Annotated in this window: 22 protein-coding genes, 2 tRNA genes and 1 pseudogene; 11 read left to right on the plus strand and 14 right to left on the minus strand. The window is 48.0% G+C overall.

The features are described 5' to 3' along the window. Positions 1-62 precede the first annotated feature (62 nt). The 8 genes from M2137_RS00715 (at position 63) to galE (ending at position 6,660) form a co-directional block, all read left to right on the plus strand. A complete protein-coding gene (locus tag M2137_RS00715; RefSeq protein WP_280764544.1) occupies positions 63-488 on the plus strand; it encodes a SoxR reducing system RseC family protein in 426 nt (141 codons plus the stop codon). After that, a complete protein-coding gene (locus M2137_RS00720; RefSeq protein WP_280764545.1) occupies positions 485-1,351 on the plus strand; it encodes a Fe-S cluster domain-containing protein in 867 nt (288 codons plus the stop codon). Before M2137_RS00715 ends, M2137_RS00720 begins: the two co-directional genes overlap by 4 nt. Positions 1,352-1,361: 10 nt before the next feature. Then, entirely contained in the window at positions 1,362-2,693 is a 1,332-nt protein-coding gene (gene rsxC / locus M2137_RS00725) for an electron transport complex subunit RsxC (RefSeq protein ID WP_280764546.1), read from the plus strand. Positions 2,694-2,792: 99 nt separating this feature from the next. Beyond that, on the plus strand, positions 2,793-3,746 hold the full coding sequence (locus M2137_RS00730) for an RnfABCDGE type electron transport complex subunit D (protein WP_280764547.1): 954 nt from the start codon (positions 2,793-2,795) through the stop codon (positions 3,744-3,746). A 2-nt stretch (positions 3,747-3,748) separates the two neighbouring features. Beyond that, positions 3,749-4,420 (plus strand): RnfABCDGE type electron transport complex subunit G, encoded by a 672-nt coding sequence (locus M2137_RS00735; RefSeq protein WP_280764548.1) that lies wholly within the window; start codon positions 3,749-3,751, stop codon positions 4,418-4,420. Continuing rightward, positions 4,413-5,000, plus strand: coding sequence for an electron transport complex subunit E (locus tag M2137_RS00740; RefSeq protein ID WP_280764549.1), 588 nt, complete (start codon positions 4,413-4,415; stop codon positions 4,998-5,000). Before M2137_RS00735 ends, M2137_RS00740 begins: the two co-directional genes overlap by 8 nt. 18 nt (positions 5,001-5,018) lie before the next feature. Continuing rightward, on the plus strand, positions 5,019-5,591 hold the full coding sequence (gene rsxA / locus M2137_RS00745; RefSeq protein WP_280764550.1) for an electron transport complex subunit RsxA: 573 nt from the start codon (positions 5,019-5,021) through the stop codon (positions 5,589-5,591). Between the two features lie 34 nt (positions 5,592-5,625). Continuing rightward, complete coding sequence (gene galE, locus M2137_RS00750) at positions 5,626-6,660, plus strand: UDP-glucose 4-epimerase GalE (RefSeq protein ID WP_280764551.1); 1,035 nt, start codon at positions 5,626-5,628, stop codon at positions 6,658-6,660. An 88-nt stretch (positions 6,661-6,748) separates the two neighbouring features. On the opposite strand, the pseudogene pelA reads toward galE, so the two are convergent. The 5 genes and pseudogenes from pelA to M2137_RS00775 all read right to left on the minus strand — a co-directional run. Beyond that, positions 6,749-7,858 (minus strand): annotated as a pseudogene (gene pelA / locus M2137_RS00755) (pectate lyase); the annotation flags it as partial. Positions 7,859-7,997: 139 nt separating this feature from the next. Next, positions 7,998-8,070: transfer RNA gene (locus tag M2137_RS00760), tRNA-Gly, on the minus strand. Positions 8,071-8,086: 16 nt separating this feature from the next. Further along, positions 8,087-8,169 (minus strand) — tRNA-Tyr (locus M2137_RS00765). 36 nt (positions 8,170-8,205) lie between these two features. Beyond that, on the minus strand, positions 8,206-8,700 hold the full coding sequence (gene ribH / locus M2137_RS00770; protein ID WP_280764552.1) for a 6,7-dimethyl-8-ribityllumazine synthase: 495 nt from the start codon (positions 8,698-8,700) through the stop codon (positions 8,206-8,208). A gap of 76 nt (positions 8,701-8,776) precedes the next feature. Beyond that, a complete protein-coding gene (locus M2137_RS00775) occupies positions 8,777-9,469 on the minus strand; it encodes a hypothetical protein (protein ID WP_280764553.1) in 693 nt (230 codons plus the stop codon). Positions 9,470-9,611: 142 nt separating this feature from the next. Here M2137_RS00775 and M2137_RS00780 point away from each other — a divergent pair, with 142 nt between their 5' ends. Together M2137_RS00780 and M2137_RS00785 are read left to right on the plus strand one after the other, a co-directional pair. Further along, positions 9,612-10,715 carry a DNA replication/repair protein RecF gene (locus M2137_RS00780; protein WP_280764554.1) on the plus strand — a complete coding sequence of 368 codons (1,104 nt, stop codon included), beginning with the start codon at positions 9,612-9,614 and terminating at the stop codon, positions 10,713-10,715. Beyond that, entirely contained in the window at positions 10,712-11,005 is a 294-nt protein-coding gene (locus tag M2137_RS00785) for a DUF721 domain-containing protein (RefSeq protein WP_280764555.1), read from the plus strand. The genes M2137_RS00780 and M2137_RS00785 overlap by 4 nt, the downstream gene beginning before the upstream one ends. 11 nt (positions 11,006-11,016) lie before the next feature. Here M2137_RS00785 and M2137_RS00790 read toward each other — a convergent pair whose 3' ends face one another. Genes M2137_RS00790 through M2137_RS00800 form a run of 3 tightly spaced genes read right to left on the minus strand, consistent with a single transcriptional unit; the run spans position 11,017 to position 13,083 of the window. Beyond that, positions 11,017-12,372 (minus strand): sodium:alanine symporter family protein, encoded by a 1,356-nt coding sequence (locus M2137_RS00790; protein WP_280764556.1) that lies wholly within the window; start codon positions 12,370-12,372, stop codon positions 11,017-11,019. A gap of 29 nt (positions 12,373-12,401) precedes the next feature. Then, the gene (locus M2137_RS00795; protein WP_280764557.1) at positions 12,402-12,692 is read right to left on the minus strand and encodes a helix-turn-helix transcriptional regulator; all 291 of its coding nucleotides are present in this window, start codon (positions 12,690-12,692) and stop codon (positions 12,402-12,404) included. A gap of 46 nt (positions 12,693-12,738) precedes the next feature. Next, the gene (locus tag M2137_RS00800) at positions 12,739-13,083 is read right to left on the minus strand and encodes a type II toxin-antitoxin system RelE/ParE family toxin (RefSeq protein ID WP_280764558.1); all 345 of its coding nucleotides are present in this window, start codon (positions 13,081-13,083) and stop codon (positions 12,739-12,741) included. Positions 13,084-13,447: 364 nt separating this feature from the next. Here M2137_RS00800 and M2137_RS00805 point away from each other — a divergent pair, with 364 nt between their 5' ends. Next, complete coding sequence (locus M2137_RS00805; protein ID WP_280764559.1) at positions 13,448-13,873, plus strand: DUF5053 domain-containing protein; 426 nt, start codon at positions 13,448-13,450, stop codon at positions 13,871-13,873. 79 nt (positions 13,874-13,952) lie between these two features. Here the strand turns inward: M2137_RS00805 and eno are convergent, their stop codons facing one another. The 6 genes from eno to mnmG all read right to left on the minus strand — a co-directional run bounded on the left by eno (position 13,953) and on the right by mnmG (position 21,527). Next, positions 13,953-15,239 (minus strand): phosphopyruvate hydratase, encoded by a 1,287-nt coding sequence (gene eno, locus M2137_RS00810; protein WP_280750341.1) that lies wholly within the window; start codon positions 15,237-15,239, stop codon positions 13,953-13,955. 881 nt (positions 15,240-16,120) lie between these two features. Continuing rightward, a complete protein-coding gene (gene deoC / locus M2137_RS00815) occupies positions 16,121-16,993 on the minus strand; it encodes a deoxyribose-phosphate aldolase (RefSeq protein ID WP_280764560.1) in 873 nt (290 codons plus the stop codon). A gap of 4 nt (positions 16,994-16,997) precedes the next feature. Beyond that, complete coding sequence (locus M2137_RS00820; RefSeq protein ID WP_280764561.1) at positions 16,998-17,327, minus strand: nucleotide pyrophosphohydrolase; 330 nt, start codon at positions 17,325-17,327, stop codon at positions 16,998-17,000. 20 nt (positions 17,328-17,347) lie between these two features. Then, on the minus strand, positions 17,348-17,800 hold the full coding sequence (dtd, locus tag M2137_RS00825; protein ID WP_280764562.1) for a D-aminoacyl-tRNA deacylase: 453 nt from the start codon (positions 17,798-17,800) through the stop codon (positions 17,348-17,350). 9 nt (positions 17,801-17,809) lie between these two features. After that, entirely contained in the window at positions 17,810-19,618 is a 1,809-nt protein-coding gene (uvrC, locus tag M2137_RS00830) for an excinuclease ABC subunit UvrC (RefSeq protein WP_280764563.1), read from the minus strand. A gap of 31 nt (positions 19,619-19,649) precedes the next feature. Further along, the gene (mnmG, locus tag M2137_RS00835) at positions 19,650-21,527 is read right to left on the minus strand and encodes a tRNA uridine-5-carboxymethylaminomethyl(34) synthesis enzyme MnmG (protein WP_280764564.1); all 1,878 of its coding nucleotides are present in this window, start codon (positions 21,525-21,527) and stop codon (positions 19,650-19,652) included. Between the last annotated feature and the right edge of the window lie 3 nt (positions 21,528-21,530).

Genomic DNA, 21,530 nt, shown 5'->3' on the forward strand with positions numbered 1-21,530 from the left:
TGGTAGAAGTTTAAAAAATATATGTACTTTTGCGCTGATTTTGCTAAGTCGAGTTTGCAATCATGGATAACACGATACGTCACAACGGAATCATAGAGCGCCGGGAAGGGGATATTTTCTACGTTCGTATTCTTCAACAGTCAGCATGCGCCGGATGTCACGCGCGCGGTATGTGCGGAGCTTCGGAGAGCAAAGAGAAGGTGATTGAGGTGACCGATCGGACGGGACAGTTTCAGGTCGACGACGAGGTGGCCATTATAGGGCAGACATCGCTTGGATTACAGGCTGTTTTATTGGCATTCGGCATACCGGTTGTTTTGCTTATACTGGCTGTCGCCCTTTGCCTCCAAGTGGGCATCGACGAAACAACAAGCGGCCTGGCAGGGATTTTATTTCTTATACCTTATTATATTATACTCTATTTTATGCGTGCCAAATTGAAACGCCATTTTGTATTCACATTAGAAAAACCGAATAATATATCATGATAGTTATTGCCATTATTTCATTAGGACTTATGGGAGCTATTGGAGCCGTCTTTTTGTATGCGGCATCCAAAAAGTTTGAGGTGTATGAAGACCCACGTATCGCTCAGGTACAGGAGGCGCTTCCGGGTGCGAATTGCGGTGCCTGCGGATTTCCGGGTTGTGCCGGATTTGCCACGGCCTGTGTCGGTGCCGACACGATGGACGGATTGTTCTGTCCGGTAGGGGGAGCCGATGTGATGTCGCAGGTATCAACCATTCTGGGGAAAGAGGTGGATATGGCCGAACCGATGGTGGCCGTAGTCCGGTGTAACGGAACCTGTGCGGCGCGTCCGCGTCAGAACCAGTACGACGGAACCCGGAGTTGTGCGATAGCCTCTGCCCTCTATGGCGGTGAGACCGGCTGTTCGTTCGGGTGTCATGGTTTTGGCGATTGCGTGACGGTCTGCGATTTCGACGCGATCCATATCAATCCGGAGACGATGTTGCCCGAGGTCGACGAAGAGAAATGTACCTCATGCGGCGCTTGTGTGAAGGCCTGTCCGAAAAGCATCATCGAATTGCGGAAGAAAGGACCGAAATCGCGCCGTATTTTTGTGAGCTGCGTCAATAAGGATAAGGGCGCTCCTGCCCGCAAAGCCTGTGGTAATGCCTGTATCGGTTGCGGTAAGTGTGTGAAAGAGTGTGCTTTTGAAGCGATCACCCTGGAAAACAACCTGGCGTATATCGATTACACCAAATGCCGCCTTTGCCGCAAATGTGTGCCGGTATGTCCTACCGGAGCTATCCATGAGTTGAATTTCCCTCCGCGTAAGGAGAAAGCGCCGGAAATAGAAGGGACTCCTGTAGTAGAAAAAACAATATAATTACATAAGTATGCTAAAGACATTTCGTATCGGAGGTATACATCCCCCTGAAAATAAATTGTCTGCCGGAAAAGCCATTCAGTCGTTGGCTTTACCCAAGCAGGTTATTATTCCGTTGAGCCAGCATATTGGTGCTCCCGCCGTAGCCGTTGTAAAAAAAGGCGACGAGGTGAAGGTAGGCTCTTTGATCGGTCAGGCAAATGGGTTTGTATCGGCCAATATTCACTCTTCCGTATCCGGAAAGGTGAACAAAATCGACAACGTCCTGGATGCGAGCGGTTATCGCCGCCCGGCTGTCTTCATCGATGTGGAAGGCGACGAATGGGAAGAGGCCATTGACCGGCAGGAGGGCTTTGTGAAAGCCTTCGACCTGACCTCGAAGGAGATTATCCAGAAAATCACGGATGCCGGCATCGTCGGTTTAGGCGGTGCTACATTCCCGACACAGGTGAAACTGACTCCTCCTCCGGGCAATACGGCGGAGATACTGATAATCAATGCCGCTGAGTGTGAGCCATACCTGACAGCCGACCATTCGCTGATGATGGAAAAGGGGAATGAGATCATGACGGGCATCAGCCTGTTGATGAAAGCGGTGCATGTGAAGAAAGCCGTAATCGGTATTGAAAACAATAAAAAGGATGCCATTGCGCACCTGCAACATCTGCAATCCAACTACCATGGGATTGAAGTGATGCCGCTTAAGGTGCAGTATCCGCAGGGGGGTGAGAAGCAGTTGATCGATGCGGTATTGCGGCGTCAGGTGAAGAGCGGCGCATTGCCTATTTCGGTAGGGGCTGTGGTGCAGAATGTGGGAACTGCTTTTGCCGTTTATGAAGCGGTGGTGAAGAATAAACCGCTGTTTGAACGGATCGTGACCGTCACCGGCAAAGAGGTGGCTAACCCCGGAAACTTCAAGGTGCGTATCGGCACTTCCATCCAAGCATTGATTGATGCGGCCGGCGGATTGCCCGAGCATACAGGAAAGATAATCGGTGGAGGTCCGATGATGGGTAAGGCGTTGGCCAGCCCGGAGGTGCCGGTGACCAAAGGAAGCTCCGGCGTCCTGTTGATAACCGAAGAAGAGGCGAAACGCAAACCGGTGATGCCTTGTATCCGTTGTACGAAATGCGTGAATGTGTGTCCGATGGGATTGAATCCGACATTGTTGATGACGTCGACGGAGTTTACCAATTGGGATCTGGCTGAGAAGAACCACATTGCCGATTGTATCGAGTGCGGCTCTTGCTCCTACACCTGCCCATCGAATCGTCCGCTATTGGATCAGATCCGTTTGGGTAAAGGAAAGGTAATGGGAATCATGCGTTCGCGCAAAGCGTGAACGCAGTGGATAATTGATAATTGACAATTGATAATGGCTTTACGCTTTGCTAAGCGATTTTCAATTCATAATTTATAATTCATAATTCATAATTAAAAGATGAATCTATACGTTTCACCATCGCCTCACATTCATGGTGGGGATAGTGTCAGCAAAAACATGTACGGGGTGCTGATCGCCTTGGTTCCGGCTTTTCTCGTGTCGCTCTATTTCTTTGGGGTGGGCGCGTTGGTCGTAACGCTTGTCTCTGTCGTTTCCTGTATGTTGTTTGAATTTCTGATCCAGAAGTTCCTGATGAAAAAAGAACCGACCCTTTGGGACGGATCAGCTTTGTTAACAGGTCTCTTATTAGCCTTTAATCTTCCTTCCAACCTCCCGGTCTGGATCATCGTGATCGGTGCGCTGGCGGCGATAGGCATCGGTAAGATGTCGTTCGGAGGATTGGGAAACAATATTTTCAACCCCGCTTTGGTAGGACGTGTGTTCCTGTTGATCTCTTTTCCGGCGCAGATGACTACCTGGCCTGTTCCGGAGGTGATGTCGATGAACTACACCGACGTGGAAACCGGAGCAACCATTCTGACCATGCTTAAGAGCGGAAGCGGCGACCTGCCTACTTATACGCAGATGCTGATCGGCGAACGAGGAGGTAGCCTGGGGGAAATTGGCGCCATTGCCCTGTTATTGGGGTTGATCTTTATGTGGGTGCGCCGCATTATCTCCTGGCATATTCCGGTGTCTATCCTGGCAACGGTCTTCCTGTTTACCGGTATCCTTCATGCCGTGAATCCGGCCGAATATGCCAATCCCGTGGTTCATCTGCTGTCCGGTGGATTACTGTTGGGGGCGATCTTTATGGCAACGGATTATGTCACCTCGCCAATGAGTAAGAAAGGAATGCTTATCTATGGTGTTGGGATCGGCCTGTTAACCACCGTGATCCGTCTTTTCGGCTCCTATCCCGAAGGCATGTCGTTCGCGATACTGATCATGAATGCCTTTACGCCATTGATCAACAGCTATGTCAAACCTAAACATTTCGGAGGAAAGTAACGATGGCCAAACTGAAATCTACATTACCTAATATGCTCTTGTCGCTTACCATTATTTGTGTGTGCGCGGCAGGTATACTGGCAACGGTCAATCAGCAGACATCCGGACCGATTGCCCTCTCGAAAGCGGCTGCTTTGGAGAATGCAATCAAAGAAGTGACACCCGATTTCGACAACAGCCCGCTGGCTGAAGCCTACAAAGCGGTTACCTCCGATGGTGATTCGCTATTGATCTATCCAGCCACCAAAGGCGGACAGTCTGTCGGCGTAGCCGTGGAAAGCTTTACGATGAATGGATTCAGCGGTGAGATCCGCGTGATCGTCGGATTCGATGCAGACGGAAAATTATTGAACTATTCGGTATTGCAACATGCGGAGACTCCGGGACTCGGATCGAAAATGCAGGAGTGGTTCCGTACGGATAAGAACAAACAAAGTGTGATCGGGCGTTCCCTGGCAGATGGCAATCTGTCGGTGACGAAAGATGGTGGCAATGTGGACGCTATTACGGCATCGACCATTACCAGCCGAGCCTTTTTGCAGACCATAAACCGGGCATACAGCGCTTATAGAGGAACCGATGCCGCGACAGGTGCTACGTCAGCAACGACTGACGCGACCACCGAAGCAACAGAAGCAACTGAAACAACCGAGGAAGGAGGCGAAAATGAATAATAAAGTAAAGATATTAACAAACGGAATTCTCCGAGAGAACCCGATTTTTGTATTGCTGTTAGGGATGTGTCCCACCCTGGGGACGACCTCTTCCGCTATCAACGGGTTGGGTATGGGACTGGCAACCACCTTTGTATTGATCTGTACCAATACGGTTATATCGGCTCTGAAGAACCTGATCCCGGATCAGGTGCGTATCCCTGCCTACATTGTGGTGATCGCCACCTTCGTGACCGTATTGCAGATGTGTATGGAGGCCTACGTGCCTTCCCTGTATGCGAGCTTGGGTATCTTTATTCCGTTGATCGTTGTGAACTGTGTTATCCTGGGGCGTGCCGAAGCCTTCGCGGCTAAGAAATCGGTATTCTCCTCTACCTTAGACGGAATCGGAATGGGGCTTGGCTTTACATTAGCTCTGACCCTGCTGGGAGCTATTCGCGAATTATTGGGAACCGGTAAGCTCTTTAGCTTTACCCTGGTGCCGGAAGAATACGGAGCGTTGATATTTGTATTGGCTCCGGGTGCGTTTATCGCTTTGGGCTACCTGATCGCTCTTGTGAATAAAATTCGTAAAGTGTAATACTGAAACAGATCTGTTATGGAATATATATTGATATTTATTGCCGCGGTTTTTGTTAATAATGTGGTACTGGCCCAGTTCCTCGGTATCTGCCCCTTCTTAGGCGTGTCAAAGAAAGTGAGCACGGCCGCCGGTATGGGAGCCGCTGTGACCTTTGTCTTGACGATAGCCACCTTGGTGACCTTCCTGATACAAAAGTATGTATTGGATGCCTATGGCCTGGGGTATATGCAAACAATCGCTTTCATTCTGGTGATTGCCGCTTTGGTGCAATTGATGGAAATTGTTTTGAAAAAAGTTTCACCCGCTCTTTACCAGGCGTTGGGTGTGTTTCTGCCCTTGATAACCACCAACTGCTGTGTGCTTGGGGTCGCTATCCTGGTGATCCAGAAGGACTATAATTTGTTGCAGGCAATTGTATATGCAGCCTCGACAGCCATTGGATTTGCGTTAGCTTTGATTATCTTTGCAGGTATTAGAGAACAACTGGAAATGACCCGTTTGCCAAAGGGACTGAAAGGTATACCTATCGCCTTGATTACAGCCGGCTTGTTGGCTATGGCGTTTATGGGTTTCTCCGGTATTGTCTAAACGACAGTAAGGACTTTCATAAACAACAACCAAAATGAAGAAAAAAATTTTAGTGACAGGAGGAACCGGTTACATCGGATCACACACCGTAGTGGAGTTGCAGCAGGCAGGGTACGAAGTGATTATTATCGACAACCTGTCGAACTCCAACATCGAAGTGTTGGATGGTATTGAAAAGATTACCGGTATTCGTCCTGTATTTGCCAAACTTGACTTGAATAACAAAGAGGGGCTACGTGATGTATTGAAATCGAACCCGGGCATCCAGGGTATTATTCATTTCGCAGCCAGCAAAGCAGTAGGCGAGTCTGTACATAAGCCATTGCTTTATTACCGTAACAACATCGTGACCCTGATCAACCTATTGGATCTGATGCCTGAGTTTGATATCAAGGGAATTGTATTCTCTTCCTCTTGTACGGTTTACGGACAGCCTGATATTCTTCCTGTAACAGAAGATGCTCCTATTAAGCCGGCTCTGTCGCCTTACGGAAACACCAAGCAGATCAACGAAGAGATTATCCGCGATGCTATCTACGCGAATCTGCCCTTCAAGAGCATTATCCTTCGCTATTTCAACCCGATCGGAGCACATCCGTCGGCAGAGATCGGCGAGTTGCCGAACGGCGTACCACAAAACCTGGTGCCATTCGTGACACAAACTGCCATGGGAATCCGCCAGGAATTAAGCGTATTCGGCGACGATTACAACACACCTGACGGTTCTTGTATCCGCGACTATATCAATGTGGTCGACCTGGCGAAGGCGCACGTGATCGCTATGGATCGCATGTTGGAGAATAAATCGGAAGACAAACTGGAAGTATTCAACCTGGGAACAGGTCGTGGCGTTTCGGTTTTGGAACTGCTCCATGCGTTTGAAGCCGGAACGGGCGTAAAGGTCCCCTACAAGATCGTAGGCCGCCGTGAAGGTGATATCGAAAAAGTGTGGGCAAACCCCGAACATGCCAACAACGTATTGGGTTGGACAGCCAAGGAAACGGTTGAAGATACCCTAATCACTGCCTGGAGCTGGCAAAAACGTTTGCGCGAAAAAGGCATTCAATAAGATGATAGAATAGCTATATAATAAGAAATCCCGGAGGAAACCCCGGGATTTTTTTATGATCATTCCCCATCAGGGTGATTTGGAGTTAGTCTTCCCAGTCGTATTGCACACGCCATTTGTCGTAAAGGGGATAGAGTTTGGCCGGTCGGTTATTGTACCAACTATACCCATTACGGCGTTCGGAGCCAATCTCCTCCAGATGCTTTCGAGGTATGCCGTCGCGGTCGCAAACAAAAGGTTCGCCCTTTTCCAGATCGTAAAACCGTGCCCATATCGGATCGGCCTCCGGGTCTTCGACTAAACGAACTGTCCGTTCTCCATCGATCATCACACCTCGTTCGTAACGCAGACCTGTCAGTTTGTAGGTGTCAAACCATTTCATGGCTCCGGTAATTGCTTTTTTGACCGATGCGTCCGGATGGGGGAGGCTCATCAGTAGATCGACAATGGCGGCACTCTCTTGCGAGCAATAGGAGGGGAGTTCATAGCTGCGCGCATACGTCGGCAACAAGGTCTCACGGTCGTGCTGCTGACACCAGATGGTGGGTTGCCCGTCTACGATAATCTGTGTTTTCAGGATGCAGCTAATGGCTCGGTTGAAGGAGTCCGATAGCCGCTGGGATAGCTCCTCGTCTACCAGATTGCCTTCGTAAGGCGATTGTCTGTTCATCATATCGCGAAAGAGGAAAAGGATGTTCACAATAGCGTCATCGTTGTAGGTGATAGCTACCTGGTAGCCACGTGTCTCCGGCCAGAACTGAGGCCATCCGCCATTATCGTACTGACCGTTTAACAGGTAATCGATCCCTCGGCGAAAAGCATCGCGATAGCGGGTTTCCCCGGTTTGTTGATACAAACGTGCCAGGTAAGTCATTTGCATCGTAGTCGCATTGTTGTCGATGGTCGAGTCGTCGCGTCGGGCTTGTTCTTTCAATAGTTGTTCTCGTTCTTCCCCGCTCAGTTCCCGGGTCATATCGATATTCTTAGGCCAACCGCCTGTAGCGCGTTGGTAAAGGAGTAGCTGATCGCCTATGCGACGCGCCTCTTCGGTTTGGAAAAACGCTTGGCTGGTTTCCCGTAAAAGATGTTGTTTGTCTACATGTTGTTGCGCCGTCAGGGCAAACGAACAGGTTGTCAGGAAGAAAAAGACGAACAGGAAGTTGGCGTGTCGCCTGTTTGATTCGTTAACTGGTTTCATAATCGTATGATGGCGGTAAAAAATTTCATATACAGTCGGTGGTAAATGTAGTTGTTTTCTTCTGAATAGGCAATAACAGAGGAAAGGAACAGAAACGAAGAAGGGGTCGACCGGAAACCGGACAACCCCTTTCTACGAGAGCGGAAGACGGGGCTCAAACCCGCGACCCTCAGCTTGGAAGGCTAATGCTCTATCAACTGAGCTACTTCCGCAAATTGTTTTTTTATGTGGGCAGTGATGGATTCGAACCACCGAAGTCGAAAGACAGCTGAGTTACAGTCAGCCCCATTTGGCCACTCTGGTAACTGCCCAAAATGCGTTTCTCTAAACGCAGTGCAAAGGTAAGATTAATTTCGCAATTTGCAAGAAAAATCTGCCATTTTTATTGCGGTTACAGCCGCTTCTTCTCCTTTATTTCCATACTTTCCACCGGCACGATCCTCGGCCTGCTGCATATTATCGGTCGTTAATAGTCCGAAAATGAATGGGATATCATACATCAGGTTCAATTCAGTCACGCCCTGCGTCACACTGTCGCATACATAATCAAAATGCGGGGTATCGCCGCGCACAACGCATCCCAATACAATCACCGCATCCAATTCTTTGCTTTCCGCCAGTCGTTTCGCTCCAAAGGTCAATTCGACGCTTCCCGGCACCCGCCCAATCAGAATATTGCTCTGCTTCACCCCATGTCTTTCCAACACATTGCATGCCCCTTCGAGCAGCTTCTCTGTTATAGCGCGGTTCCATTCCGCCACCACGATCCCGACATTCATCTCTGAAGCGTCCGGGACGCTATTGAAATCATACGCTGATAAGTTTTGATATGCTGTTGCCATATTCTTTTAACTTAAAAGAGGATGTCTCGTTTTGACCAAGACATCCTCTTGAATGTGTTTATTTCATTTGGAATAATTACTTGCCTAATTCGATGGCGCGCGTGATATATTTATCGATATCAACCGCTTCCATGGAATTGAAATACTTTTCTTTGATGGTGGTATATACCTTCTCCGCCTCTTTATACTGACCAAGGCTTTCGTAAGCAGCACCCGCTTTCTTTAAAAAGGTCGGGCTAACCACGCTATTGTCGGCCATCTTAGCTGCTTTCTCGAAATAAGAAATACCCTCTTTCACCTGTCCCATGTTCACATAGCAATCGCCAACCTCGCCAAAAACAGCCGGAGAGATCATCTGGTCTTTCGCACTAAAGGCTTTCAGGTTCTTTATCGCCGCGTCGTTTTCTCCCAGGTGGTAGTAGCTGATTCCTGCATAGGCTTTTGCTAAATTACCGGATTTAGTACTGCCGTATTGTTTGATAATACTTTCAAAGCCTTCGTAATCGACACCATTTCCATGCAGTGCAAGCGCAAACGAGTCACGCAAAAAGTAATGTTCGCCTTTGAAAAGAGCGGCTTCCGCTTTCTTCTCACGCGGAATCAGGTATCCGTGGTGTACTCCCAAAATAATTGCCACAACAACGGCCACAGCCAACACACCATACATCAGGTGTTTTGAATATTTTTCCATAAACTGCTCCGAGCGTGAAACAATTTCACCTACTTCTACTTCACTTTTGGTAGCGCCTTTTTTCTTATTGGTAACCATAATCTATTTAAGATGTTTATTAATTCTCTTCTGTCACTCCGAAAGCCTTTTCGGATTCAAAGCGCAAAAGTAGTTTTTTTTATGGAATAAACTACACTTACGAGCTATATTTTTTTAATTTTGTACGATTAAAACGGCGCGGATGATACTTCATAAACTCTCTGTTCTCAACTACAAGAATATTCTCCAAACGGAAGTGGCGTTTTCTCCTAAAATGAATTGTTTCTTTGGGAACAACGGCATGGGGAAGACCAACCTCTTAGACGCAATCTATTACCTGTCGTTCTGTAAAAGCCACCTCCATACAAACGAGAGCCAGATCATCCACCACAACGAAGACACCTGCGTCATCCAGGGCTTTTACGAAACCGATGGGCGTACCGAAGATATCTTCTGCGCCATGCGTCGCCGCCAACGCAAACAATTCAAACGCAACAAGAAGGAATACGATAAACTCTCGGAACATATCGGGCTGATCCCGTTAGTCATGGTTTCGCCTGCCGACTCCACCCTGATCCAGGGAGGAAGCGAAGAGCGCCGCCGTTTCCTGGATATGATCATCTCCCAGCATGATCCCTCCTACCTGCACGCGCTCATACAATACAACAAAGCATTATTACAACGCAATGCTTTATTGAAAGAGCAATCGCGCGACTATTCGCTTTACGATGTGATCGAAATGCAACTCGATCGCTACGGCCTCGCAGTATACGAAAAACGGAAGCAGCTGATCGAAGAGTTTATTCCTCTTTTCAACCAATACTATCAGGCCATTTGCGGAGAGGCAGAAACAGTCGGACTCACCTACCGTTCTCAACTGATGCAGGCCGATTTGAGCGAGCAGTTGGTTGCCAACCGCGAGCGCGACCTGATCCTGGGTTACACCTCTTCAGGTATCCACAAAGACGAATTGGAAATGACCTTAGGCGCTAACCTGATCCGCCGTATCGGCTCACAAGGACAGAACAAAACCTACCTGATCGCCCTGAAGCTGGCGCAATACGCTTTCCTGTTGGAGAAAGGAGGCTCCAGGCCTATCCTGTTATTAGACGATATTTTCGACAAATTAGACGCCAACCGGGTGGAGCAGATCATTCAATTAGTCGGCAACGACAGCTTCGGACAGATCTTCATCACCGACACCAACCGTAAATACCTCGATGAGATACTGGCGACCATGCCACACGACTATGCCCTGTTCCAGGTCGAACAAGGTGAAGTAACCAATCTGACACCCAAAGAATGAAACGCAAGAACACACAAACATTAGGCGAGGTATTGCGTGATTTTCTGGAAGAGAACCGCGCCTTGCGCTCGAAGATATACGAAACCCGCATCGAACGATCGTGGGGCGAGGTGCTTGGCCCGATGGTGATGCAATACACCCGCAACCTTTATGTGCGCAATGGCGTATTATATGTGTCGCTCACCTCCGCCGTATTACGCAGCGAGCTCACCCTTTGTCGCGACCGCCTGGTGAAAAGCCTGAACGAACACGCCGGAGACGAAGTGATTAAAGAGATTGTGATACGGTAGGGGCTGCTTCATTAGCCGAGATCATGTTCGTCCAATCTGTTTGCCCATAGATACCTATTGGTTTCTTTCACCAGCACTTTCGACAAAAGTAATAATGAGACGAGATTGGGAATAGCCATCAGGGCATTCATACAATCGGAAAAGTTCCACACCAGAGCCAGGTTAGTAACTGAACCAACGAAGATGGCCGCAATCCAAACGATCCGATAGAGTTTGATCCACTTCCTTCCGCCAAGGTATTCAACTGCTTTCTCGGCATAATAAGACCAGCCTAATATAGTGGAAAAAGCAAAGGTGATGATGCCGACAGACAGAATAATGGGCCCTACGGTCGGAATCTTGTCGAAGGCCGCCTTAGTCAATGCAGCCCCCTGCGTGTAGTCGATATCCGGATGCGCGATAATGCTGCTCACCAGAACCAACCCCGTCAGTGCGCAAATGATGACGGTGTCCCAAAAAGTACCGCTGGCCGACACCAATGCCTGGCGTACCGGATTGCGTGTCTGGGCGGCAGCCGCCACAATGGGAGCCGATCCCATCCCCGATTCGTTCGAGAATAACCCTCGGGCAATCCCATACCGGGCAGCCATCAATACCGTAGCGCCCACAAATCCACCCCCGGCAGCTCGCGGCGTAAAAGCCGATGTCATAATCAACGAGACGGTTTCGCTCAGGTAGGGCGCATTCATATAAAGGATAAAGAGGCAGCCGGCTACATAGAATACCGCCATAAAGGGCACAAACGCCGTACACACCTTAGCAATGCCTTTCACGCCAAACAAAATAACCAAGGCAACGCCAATACTCAAGACAATCCCGGTTACATACAGCGGAATATCCCACGTTTCGTTCAATAACATAGAGATGGAATTGGCCTGCACACTATTGCCAATACCAAAGGCCGCCAGCGCGGTAAAGACGCAAAACAAGACGGCCAGCCACTTCATCTTCAGCCCCGTGGCCAACGCATACATCGGACCACCGATCATCTCCCCATTCTCGCCTTTCACCCGGTATTTCACCGCAAGCAGTCCTTCACCGTATTTAGTAGCAATCCCAAACACACCCGTGATCCAACACCAGAACACCGCCCCCGGTCCTCCCAGGCTGACGGCCGTAGCCACCCCGATAATATTTCCGGTACCGATCGTGGCCGCCAAAGAGGTTACCAACGCGCCAAATTGACTAACGTCGCCCGCGGCCTGTTTATCGCGGGTCACGGAAAGGCGTATAGCGGTGAATATTTTTCGTTGCGGAAATTTCAGGATAATAGTTAGAAACAAATGGGTACCCAAAAGCAAAATAATCATGGGCCATCCCCAAAGGAAAGAGCTGAGTTGCTCAAACAAGTGGTTAACAAATTCCATACGTTCTTTATTTCAATTGAACAAAACTATTATACCTCTATGGAAATACGCACTTTCCCCCCTAATCCCTTCTCTACAATATCATATAGAGTTTTAAGTGTTAAGTTGCTCCCATTGTTTTCAATGCGGGAAATGTATTCTCTCTTCTTATCCACAAGTTCTGCTAATTCTGCCTGGGTAAGATGCTTTTCTTCTCTGGCTTGCCGCAATTGAAGTCCGATCTTAAACCCTTCAAAATCCCGTTCCAGGTTATCCCGGCGTTCAGTTCCAATGGAACCATACACGTTGTCTTTTATCTCTTTCCAGCTTTTTGTGTTCATAATCTTCTTTGGCCTGTTTTCCGGCTCAGGCGTACCTATTTAACAATTAATCTTTTAATTTTTCTTCATAATATGAGGTCATAAGCTTTACGGCCTTTTGGATCTCTGACTTAGGTGTTTTCTGGGTTTTCTTCTGGAAGCCATTTAATAAAACAACTAATTTTTCTCCATCAAAAAAGCAGAATACACGCCAAATGTTTGAGCCTAATTGAATCCGTGCTTCATATAACCCCTCCGATCCTACAATATGTTTCAAGTAATTAGAAGGAACTCTTTCCAGCGTTTCGATTGCCTCGATTATCTTGAATATCTTATCCTGAATCTTTACTGGTTGCCCAAGCAAAAACTCCTCAAAATAATCTTTATAAGCAATAACCTCTCTTACTTTCATTACACAAATGTAACTTATATATTACATTTCTACAACTTTATTGAGTTAATAGATGTATTTTTATGGAAGAAGATCATTTAGTTGCTTGCATAATAATCAAAAGGTTATTATATTTGTAGTAATCAAAACCATTTGACTATTAACTAACCAAATCTAACAACATGACAGAAAAAGAAAAACAGGAGCTGATCCAACAAAGAGACAACCTGAAACTGCTCTTTTAGTTCCATACCGGGAACAGGCTGATAAAGGACAACGCAGAGTTTGAACAACACATTAACGATATATTGGATCTGATTACAGAGATTGAAGAGAAACTAAAAAATAAATAATAAAGCCCCTTGGGGAACAAAACGTATAGAAGATGAAAACAATATCAACATTTTTGCCCACCGGTGAAATGCAGGCTGATTTTGAAACATATAAAAACATGTCGCCGGCAGAGCGTGAACACTTTCAAAACAAGCGGGCAGAGCGGGTGGAGTCTATGACGGCAGACGAAAAGCAAGCTTTCTTGTCGGATACAAAAAAGGGATTATCTGCCATAAAAGAGGAGCTGCAGGGGATAAATATCTCCCTGGAATTGGGCGATGTAGTGAATGCTATCTCTTTAAGTTATATTGCAAAAACCTATTTCGGGAAAAGCAAAGGCTGGCTTTACCAACGTATCAATGGATATAAGGTAAATGGAAAAGCCGCTCAGTTTACCGAAGAAGAGCGAAAACTATTTGCCGCTGCTCTTCACGACCTAAGCAAACGCATAGAAGACACCGCGCTTAAATTTGCTTAAGATCAAGGTCTATGATAAAACAAAAGGCTGTCCCCATCCGGGAACAGCCTTTTCGTTTATGATTATGTTATCTACTTTCTTACTTCTTGTAAGTCTTGTAGCCATAACGTGCCAGAGAACCCAGTTCTTCTTCGATGCGAAGCAGTTGGTTGTATTTGGCCATACGGTCAGAACGGCTCAGTGAACCGGTCTTGATCTGTCCTGAGTTGGTTGCTACGGCGATGTCGGCGATGGTAGCATCTTCGGTTTCACCTGAACGGTGAGACGTTACTGACGTGTAACCATTGCGGTGAGCCATTTCGATAGCATCCAATGTTTCGGTCAATGAACCGATCTGGTTTACTTTGATCAGGATAGAGTTGGCACAACCCATTTCGATACCTTTCTGCAGGAATTCAACGTTAGTCACGAACAAGTCGTCACCTACCAACTGACATTTGTCACCGATCTTTTCGGTCAACAGTTTCCAGCCTTCCCAGTCGTTTTCGTCCATACCGTCTTCGATAGAGTCGATCGGGTATTTGCTAACCAATTCAGCCAGGTAGTCGGCCTGCTCGGCAGAAGAACGTTTCGCGCCGTTAGGACCTTCGAATTTGCTGTAATCGTAAGTATCTTTTTTGTTGAAGAACTCAGAAGAAGCACAGTCGAGAGCGATCGTTACATCCTTACCCGGAACATAACCGGCAGCTTCGATAGCTTTCATGATAGAGTTCAATGCGTCTTCAGTTCCTTCCAATGTCGGAGCGAAACCACCTTCGTCACCTACAGCCGTGCTCAAGCCACGATCGTGGAAGATCTTTTTCAAAGCATGGAATACTTCAGCACCCATACGCAGACCTTCGCGGAAGCAGCATGCGCCTACCGGACGGATCATGAATTCCTGGAATGCGATCGGAGCATCCGAGTGAGATCCACCGTTGATGATGTTCATCATAGGAACAGGCAATACGTATGCGTTGGTTCCACCGATGTAACGATACAACGGAAGATCCAGGTAGTTAGCAGCAGCCTTCGCAACAGCCAAAGAAACACCTAAGATAGCGTTTGCACCCAGCTTAGACTTTGTTTTTGTGCCGTCCAGTTCGATCATTTTATAGTCGATCTCGCGTTGGTTCAATGCGTTCATGCCCAACAAGGCCGGAGCAATCACTTCGTTTACATTCTTTACTGCATTCAAAACACCTTTACCCAGGTAACGTTTTTTGTCACCGTCACGCAATTCGATCGCTTCGTTTTCACCCGTAGATGCTCCGGAAGGAACAGCTGCGCGGCCGAAAGCGCCGGAAGCCAAAAATACATCTACTTCTACTGTTGGATTACCACGTGAATCCAAGATTTCTCTTCCTGTAACCTTAATAATTTCCATGTCGAAAAACTTTAATAAGTTGGTTTATATATAAATACATTCGTAAACATAGTGGAATACGCCCATTCCGAACGCGACCGCAAATTTAGCAAATAAAACACTCATATCCGTGCCTTATTCATTATTTTTTCAACCACCCGCCTAAAAGCCCAAAACCCACCCCAAGCCCCAAAGCAAAGTACCAATAAAAAACTCATTCCGCTTTACAAAATGACACGTTAAAGAAGAACAATCGCTCAGCTCAAAAAACCAAAGCGATTCAATGTGAACAAACATTAAAACATCCATTCCCAACAAAACCCCAAATTTACGATTTGTAATTTCCGAGGGACTTTGCGCGCAAAAAAGCGGGACTTCGGAGACAAACTCCCGGGAGAAACACTTTTTAACGTATGGATTTGTAAGTAAAAGAGGCGTTTTGCTTACAGTCCGTATTTTAACATTTGAGAAAGGAGACCTCTCCCCTGCCCCTTTGCTTTACGCTATCGCTAAGCGACCTCCGGTTCTCCACAAGAGAGGGGAATAGTTACTGAATTTTCAAAGAGGAAAGAAATTGAAGGTTTGCTTTACGCTTTCGCTAAGCGATCTTCGATTGCAGAAAGCCCGGAAGGGATTTAACTCCTAATAACCCCCAGTGAAGAGAGCGAAGCGAACGACTGGGGGGTGATAGCGAATGTGGAAACAAACCAACGCCGAAGGTGTTGAATTAAAGGTCGGTCTTAGCCAATTGAACCCTTTTCGGGTTCATGAGATATTAAGTCCTTTATGCAGCACCCCCAGTCGTTCGCTTCGCTCTCTTCACTGGGGGTTATTAGGAGTTAAACGCCTATGGGCGTACCTGCTTACCTTCACATATTACAAGATTTGAAGGCATTCCCACATCAATTCAACACCCTCTTTTGAATATCACCAACCAGGCTGCTGGCGCCAATGCGGAACAGGGTAGGGGTGAGCCATTCTTCGCCCAGTACCTCTTGGGCGATGGTGTAGTATTTCACGGCCTCTTCCGAGGTTCGGATACCTCCGGCAGCCTTGATTCCTATGCGCTTTTGGGTGATGGCATAGTATTGGCGGATCACCTGGCACATGGTGTAAAAGGCCTCGTGGGAAGCGCCCGGATACTCTTTTCCGGTGGAGGTTTTGATGAAATCAGCACCGGAATAGATAGCCAGGATCGCGGCTTTTTGAATGTTTTCTGCTGTGGCTAAGGCACCCGTTTCCAGTATTACCTTCAATTGCGCCTCTCTGCAGCTATCTTTGATCTCCTGAAGCTCTTCGGTCAGTTCATCGAAGTTTTCCTCCATAAAATAGCCCAAATTGAGTACTACGTCGATCTCTTCGGCTCCCTGCATCACCGCCATGGCCGTTTCGGCTATTTTCACCTCGACAAAGGTCTGCGACGCGGGAAATCCGGCTGCTACGGAGGCTATTTTCACCTTCTGGGCGGTGAGCGCCTGCTTGACGGTATCGACAAACAAAGGATAGGTGCAAATCGCTGCTATGTTTGGTATTTCAGGGTTTGTTCCTTCGAAATCGTTTACCTGGTCGACCATTGCCCAGATACTTTCCCGGGTGTCTACCGAGGTGAGCGAGGTGAGGTCGATGCATCCGTGAATGCGTTTCAATACCTCCGGCGTGAAGTTCTTTTCGAAGTTCTTTTCGAGGATATTCGCTACTATTTCTGTGATTTTCGCATCCGGTTGGGTCGGTTCGAAGCGGTCGAACGCCTCCTGGAATTTATTCGTTTCTGTCATGATCTTATAGTTTATCGTTGTTTTTATGTCGTTCGTTATCGCGGGATGTCTTCTTGGCGAGGTTCTTTTCGAATGCCTCCGTCAGGTCTACGCCGGTCTGGTTGGCCAGACAGAGTAGAACCCAGAGTACATCAGCCATCTCATCGCCTAAATCCCTGTTTTTATCACTCTCTTTGAAGGATTGCTCCCCATAGGTGCGCGCCATAATCCGCGCCAGTTCGCCCACTTCCTCGGTCAATAGAGCCATATTGGTCAACTCATTGAAATACCGCACCCCGTACTCCTTTATCCACGAATCAACCCGTTCCTGTGCCTCCCGTATCGTTACTCCCATTATCAATTATCAATTATCAATTAATCATTCGTTTTCGTATCAATAACAATGGTTACCGGCCCGTCGTTGAGCAATTCTATCTGCATATCCGCGCCAAACTCGCCCGTGGCGACCTCTTTCCCGGTGAGGGAGGAGATCTCGCGGCAGAACGCCTCATACAGCGGTATGGCGACTTCTGGTCGGGAGGCACGGATATAGGAGGGGCGGTTTCCCTTTTTGGTGGATGCCTGCAGGGTAAACTGGCTGACAACCATGATTTCCCCGTTGATTTCCATGACGGAACGGTTCATAACGCCCGCTTCATCATCGAAGATCCGCAAGTTGGCCACTTTCTTTGTCAGCCATTCGATATCTTCCTGGCTATCACGGTCTTCAATACCGATAAATACCAATAATCCTTCTCCGATACGGGATTTTTCGACGCCTCCGATCGTTACGGAGGCATACTTGACGCGTTGGATAACTGTTTTCATCTTTTCTATCTATGGTAATGCCTCTTTTATCAAGGCTGCTTTGGCCGGGCCGACTACCTTTGTTAATTCTTCAATATCGGCTTCCCGGATCCGTTTCACACTCTTGAAATGGCGCAATAAGGCCTCTTTTGTCTTTTCTCCGACCCCTTTTACCTGGTCTAATTCAGATCGTGTCTGTCCTTTGCTGCGCTTGTCTTTATGGAAGGTGATGGCAAAGCGGTGTACTTCGTTTTGCATCATCTCCAACAGGCGGAAAAGCGGGCTCTGACGTGCCAGTCCCATGCTTTCGGGCGGTGTGCCGAAGAGCAGGTCGGAGGTGCGGTGTTTGCGGTCTTTGGCCAGCCCCGCAATGGGTATAGTAAGCCCCAATTCGTCCTCAATGACGGAGCGAACCACCTCCATTTGCCCTTTGCCACCGTCGGTTATAATCAGGTCGGGTAGGGGTGTCTCTTCGTTCAAGGCGCGACTGTAACGCCTTCTCACCACCTCTTTCATCGAAGCGTAATCGTCGGGTCCCTCTACTGTTTTGATGATGTATTTGCGGTATTCTTTCTTGGCCGGTTTGCCCATGATAAACACCACACAGGCGGCTACGGCATCGCTTCCCTGGATGTTGGAATTGTCGAAACATTCGATGCGTGCCGGTAGTTTTTCCAGATGCAACGAGTCCTGAATCTCCTTTAAAAGACGGGTGTTTCGCTGCTCCGGATTCAGTTTTTCCGCCTGTTTCAGGCGGTCTACCTTATATTGTTTGACGTTCATCTCCGACAAGCCGAGCAGTTTCTTCTTGTCGCCCCGTTGCGGAATGGTGAAACTAACCTTCTCCAGTTCGATTTCCAACGGGAAGGGAACGATGATTTCCCGTGCCGTGCTCTTGAAACGTTCGCGCATTTCTACGATTCCAAGGGCTAATAGATCGGCTGGAGTCTCATCTAATTTCTTTTTATACTCGAAAGTATAGGCCTGTACAATGGCGCCATCGCCGATGTGCAGGTAGTTGATATAGGCCGAATTGTCTTGTTCGGCGAAAGAGAATACGTCAATATTGGTGAGGGTAGGGGTTACGACCGTCGATTTGGTGCGGTAGTTCTCCAATATTTCATACTTTTCTTTCATGGCTTGCGCCTCTTCAAACCGTAGTTCGGAGGCATACAGCTGCATTTGTTCGTAGAAAAGCTTGCTGATCGTGGTCACATTTCCCTTCAGGATTTCCCGAATCTCCCCAATGTTTTGTTGGTAATCTTCCAGGCTTTGCAATCCTTCGCATGGCCCTTTGCAGCGTTTGATGTGGTATTGCAGGCAGACTTTGTATTTCTTTTGAGCAATGGTTTCCGGCGTGAGCGGGAGGTGACAAATGCGCAACGGATAGATATCCTTCAACATCAAGACCAGCATTTTTGCCGTATAGGCGGAGGTGTATGGGCCGAAATATTGCGAACCGTCTTTGATGATATTCCTTGTCGTAAAGACCTGCGAGAAATATTCGTTTCGGATCACGATGGAAGGGTAGGTCTTGTCGTCCTTCAGCATGACGTTGTAGCGTGGACGGTATTGCTTGATCAGGTTGTTTTCCAACAATAATGCTTCCTCTTCGGAACTGACGACGATGTATTTGATGTCGCGAATCTGCTTCACTAAGACGCGTGTCTTGGGGTATTCCGATTCTTTATTGAAATAGGAGTGTACCCTTTTCTTCAGGTTCTTCGCTTTCCCGATATAGATAATAGTTCCCCGCTCGTCGAAATATTGGTAGCAACCCGGCGTCTCCGGAATGACGGAAAGTATATTGGCAATATGTTCACTTTTGTATACGCTCATGATCGAATTGTTTCACGTGGAACAATTGTTTTTATCTTCCCAGCAAAACCAATAAAATATTGATATCGCTTGGCGATATGCCGGGGATGCGACTTGCCTGGGCTATGGTGTCCGGGTCGATCTTTGTCAGCTTTTGTCGCGCCTCGGTGGAAAGGGATTGCAAGCTGTTGTAATCGAACTTCCCTTTGATGCGAATATTCTCCAGCCGGTTTATCTTGTCGGCAATGATACGTTCGCGTTTGATATAGCCACTGTATTTCATCAGGATCTCTGCCGCTTCGATAATTTCCTCTTTACGGGAGAGCGGCACCTTGTCGAGCTCTTCTTGCAACGCCGGAACGATAGCCGCCAGTTTTTCGATGTTTAATTGCGGGCGTGCTTCCAATTCGATCAGTTTGCAACCGCGGGCGAGAGGAGTCGTTCCTATTCTTTCCAAATCGGGGTTGATGATATTCGCCTTGATGGAGTAGTTCTCCATAAACCGGATAATGGCATCGCGACTCTCACGCTTCTCGTTCAAGAGATCCATACGTTCCTGTTTGGCCAATCCTGCCTGGAATGATTTTTCAGTCAAACGCATATCGGCATCGTCCTGGCGCAACAGGATCCGGTATTCGGCCCGGGAGGTAAACATACGGTAAGGCTCGTCTACCCCTTTGGTTACCAGGTCGTCAATCAACACACCAATGTAGGCTTCGTCCCGTCCCAATATAAATGGTTCGCCGCCATGGCATGATATATGCGCGTTGATGCCGGCAATCAGTCCTTGTCCGCCTGCCTCTTCATAGCCGGTGGTTCCGTTGATCTGCCCGGCAAAGAAAAGTCCTTTCATTCGTTTGGTCTCCAACGTATGGTGTAACTGGGTCGGATCAAAGAAATCATATTCGATGGCATAACCCGGACGGTAGATGCGTATATCGCGGAAGGCGGGAACCGACTGCAGGGCGCGCAACTGAATATCCAGGGGTAGGGAAGAGGAGAAGCCGTTCAGGTAGTATTCCTGTGTGCGTTCTCCTTCCGGTTCCAGGAAGAGTTGGTGTTGGGGTTTATCGGCAAAGGTGACGATCTTGGTCTCTATGCTGGGACAATAACGCGGTCCTATGCTTTGAATTTGTCCGTTATAGAGCGGTGAATCCGGCAATCCTTCGCGAAGGATATCGTGTGTTGTTTCGTTGGTGAAGGTAGTCCAGCAGCTTAATTGCTGTAAGGTACGCTGCGGAGAGGTCAGAAATGAGAACTTATGGAAGTCATTCTCTCCCGGTTGTTCCTCCATTTCATCGAACCGCACGCTTCTTCCGTCGATGCGCACCGGCGTTCCCGTTTTCATCCGTTCCGCGGTGAAACCGAGGGAAACCAATTGTTCGGTGATGCCGGTCGAGGCCGGCTCCGAAATGCGGCCACCCCGGATCTGTGTCCGCCCGATATGCATCAGTCCGTTCAGGAAGGTACCATTGGTAAGGATGACGGCTCCGGCATGGAATTCCACCTCCATCTCCGTCTTTACGCCGCAAACGCGATCACCATCGAAAAGAAGGCTATCCACCCTGTCCTGCCAGATCGATAGATTGGGTTGGTTTTCGAGAATTTCCCGCCAACAGTCGATGAAACGGGCACGATCGCTCTGCGCGCGAGGGCTCCACATGGCCGGCCCTTTGCTTCGATTGAGCATCCGAAACTGGATCGCTGTCTTGTCGGTTACAATGCCCATCATACCGCCCAGCGCATCGATCTCGCGGACAATCTGCCCCTTGGCAATCCCGCCAACAGCCGGATTACAACTCATTTGGGCAATCTTATTCATGTCCATGGTGATCAATAGCGTATTCGACCCCAGGTTGGCAGCCGCACAAGCCGCTTCACAGCCTGCATGTCCCGCGCCTACAACAATTACATCATATTTAAAATTCATGCT

The organism is Parabacteroides sp. PFB2-10 (assembly GCF_029893085.1).
In the GTDB taxonomy this organism is placed as follows: domain Bacteria; phylum Bacteroidota; class Bacteroidia; order Bacteroidales; family Tannerellaceae; genus QVMG01.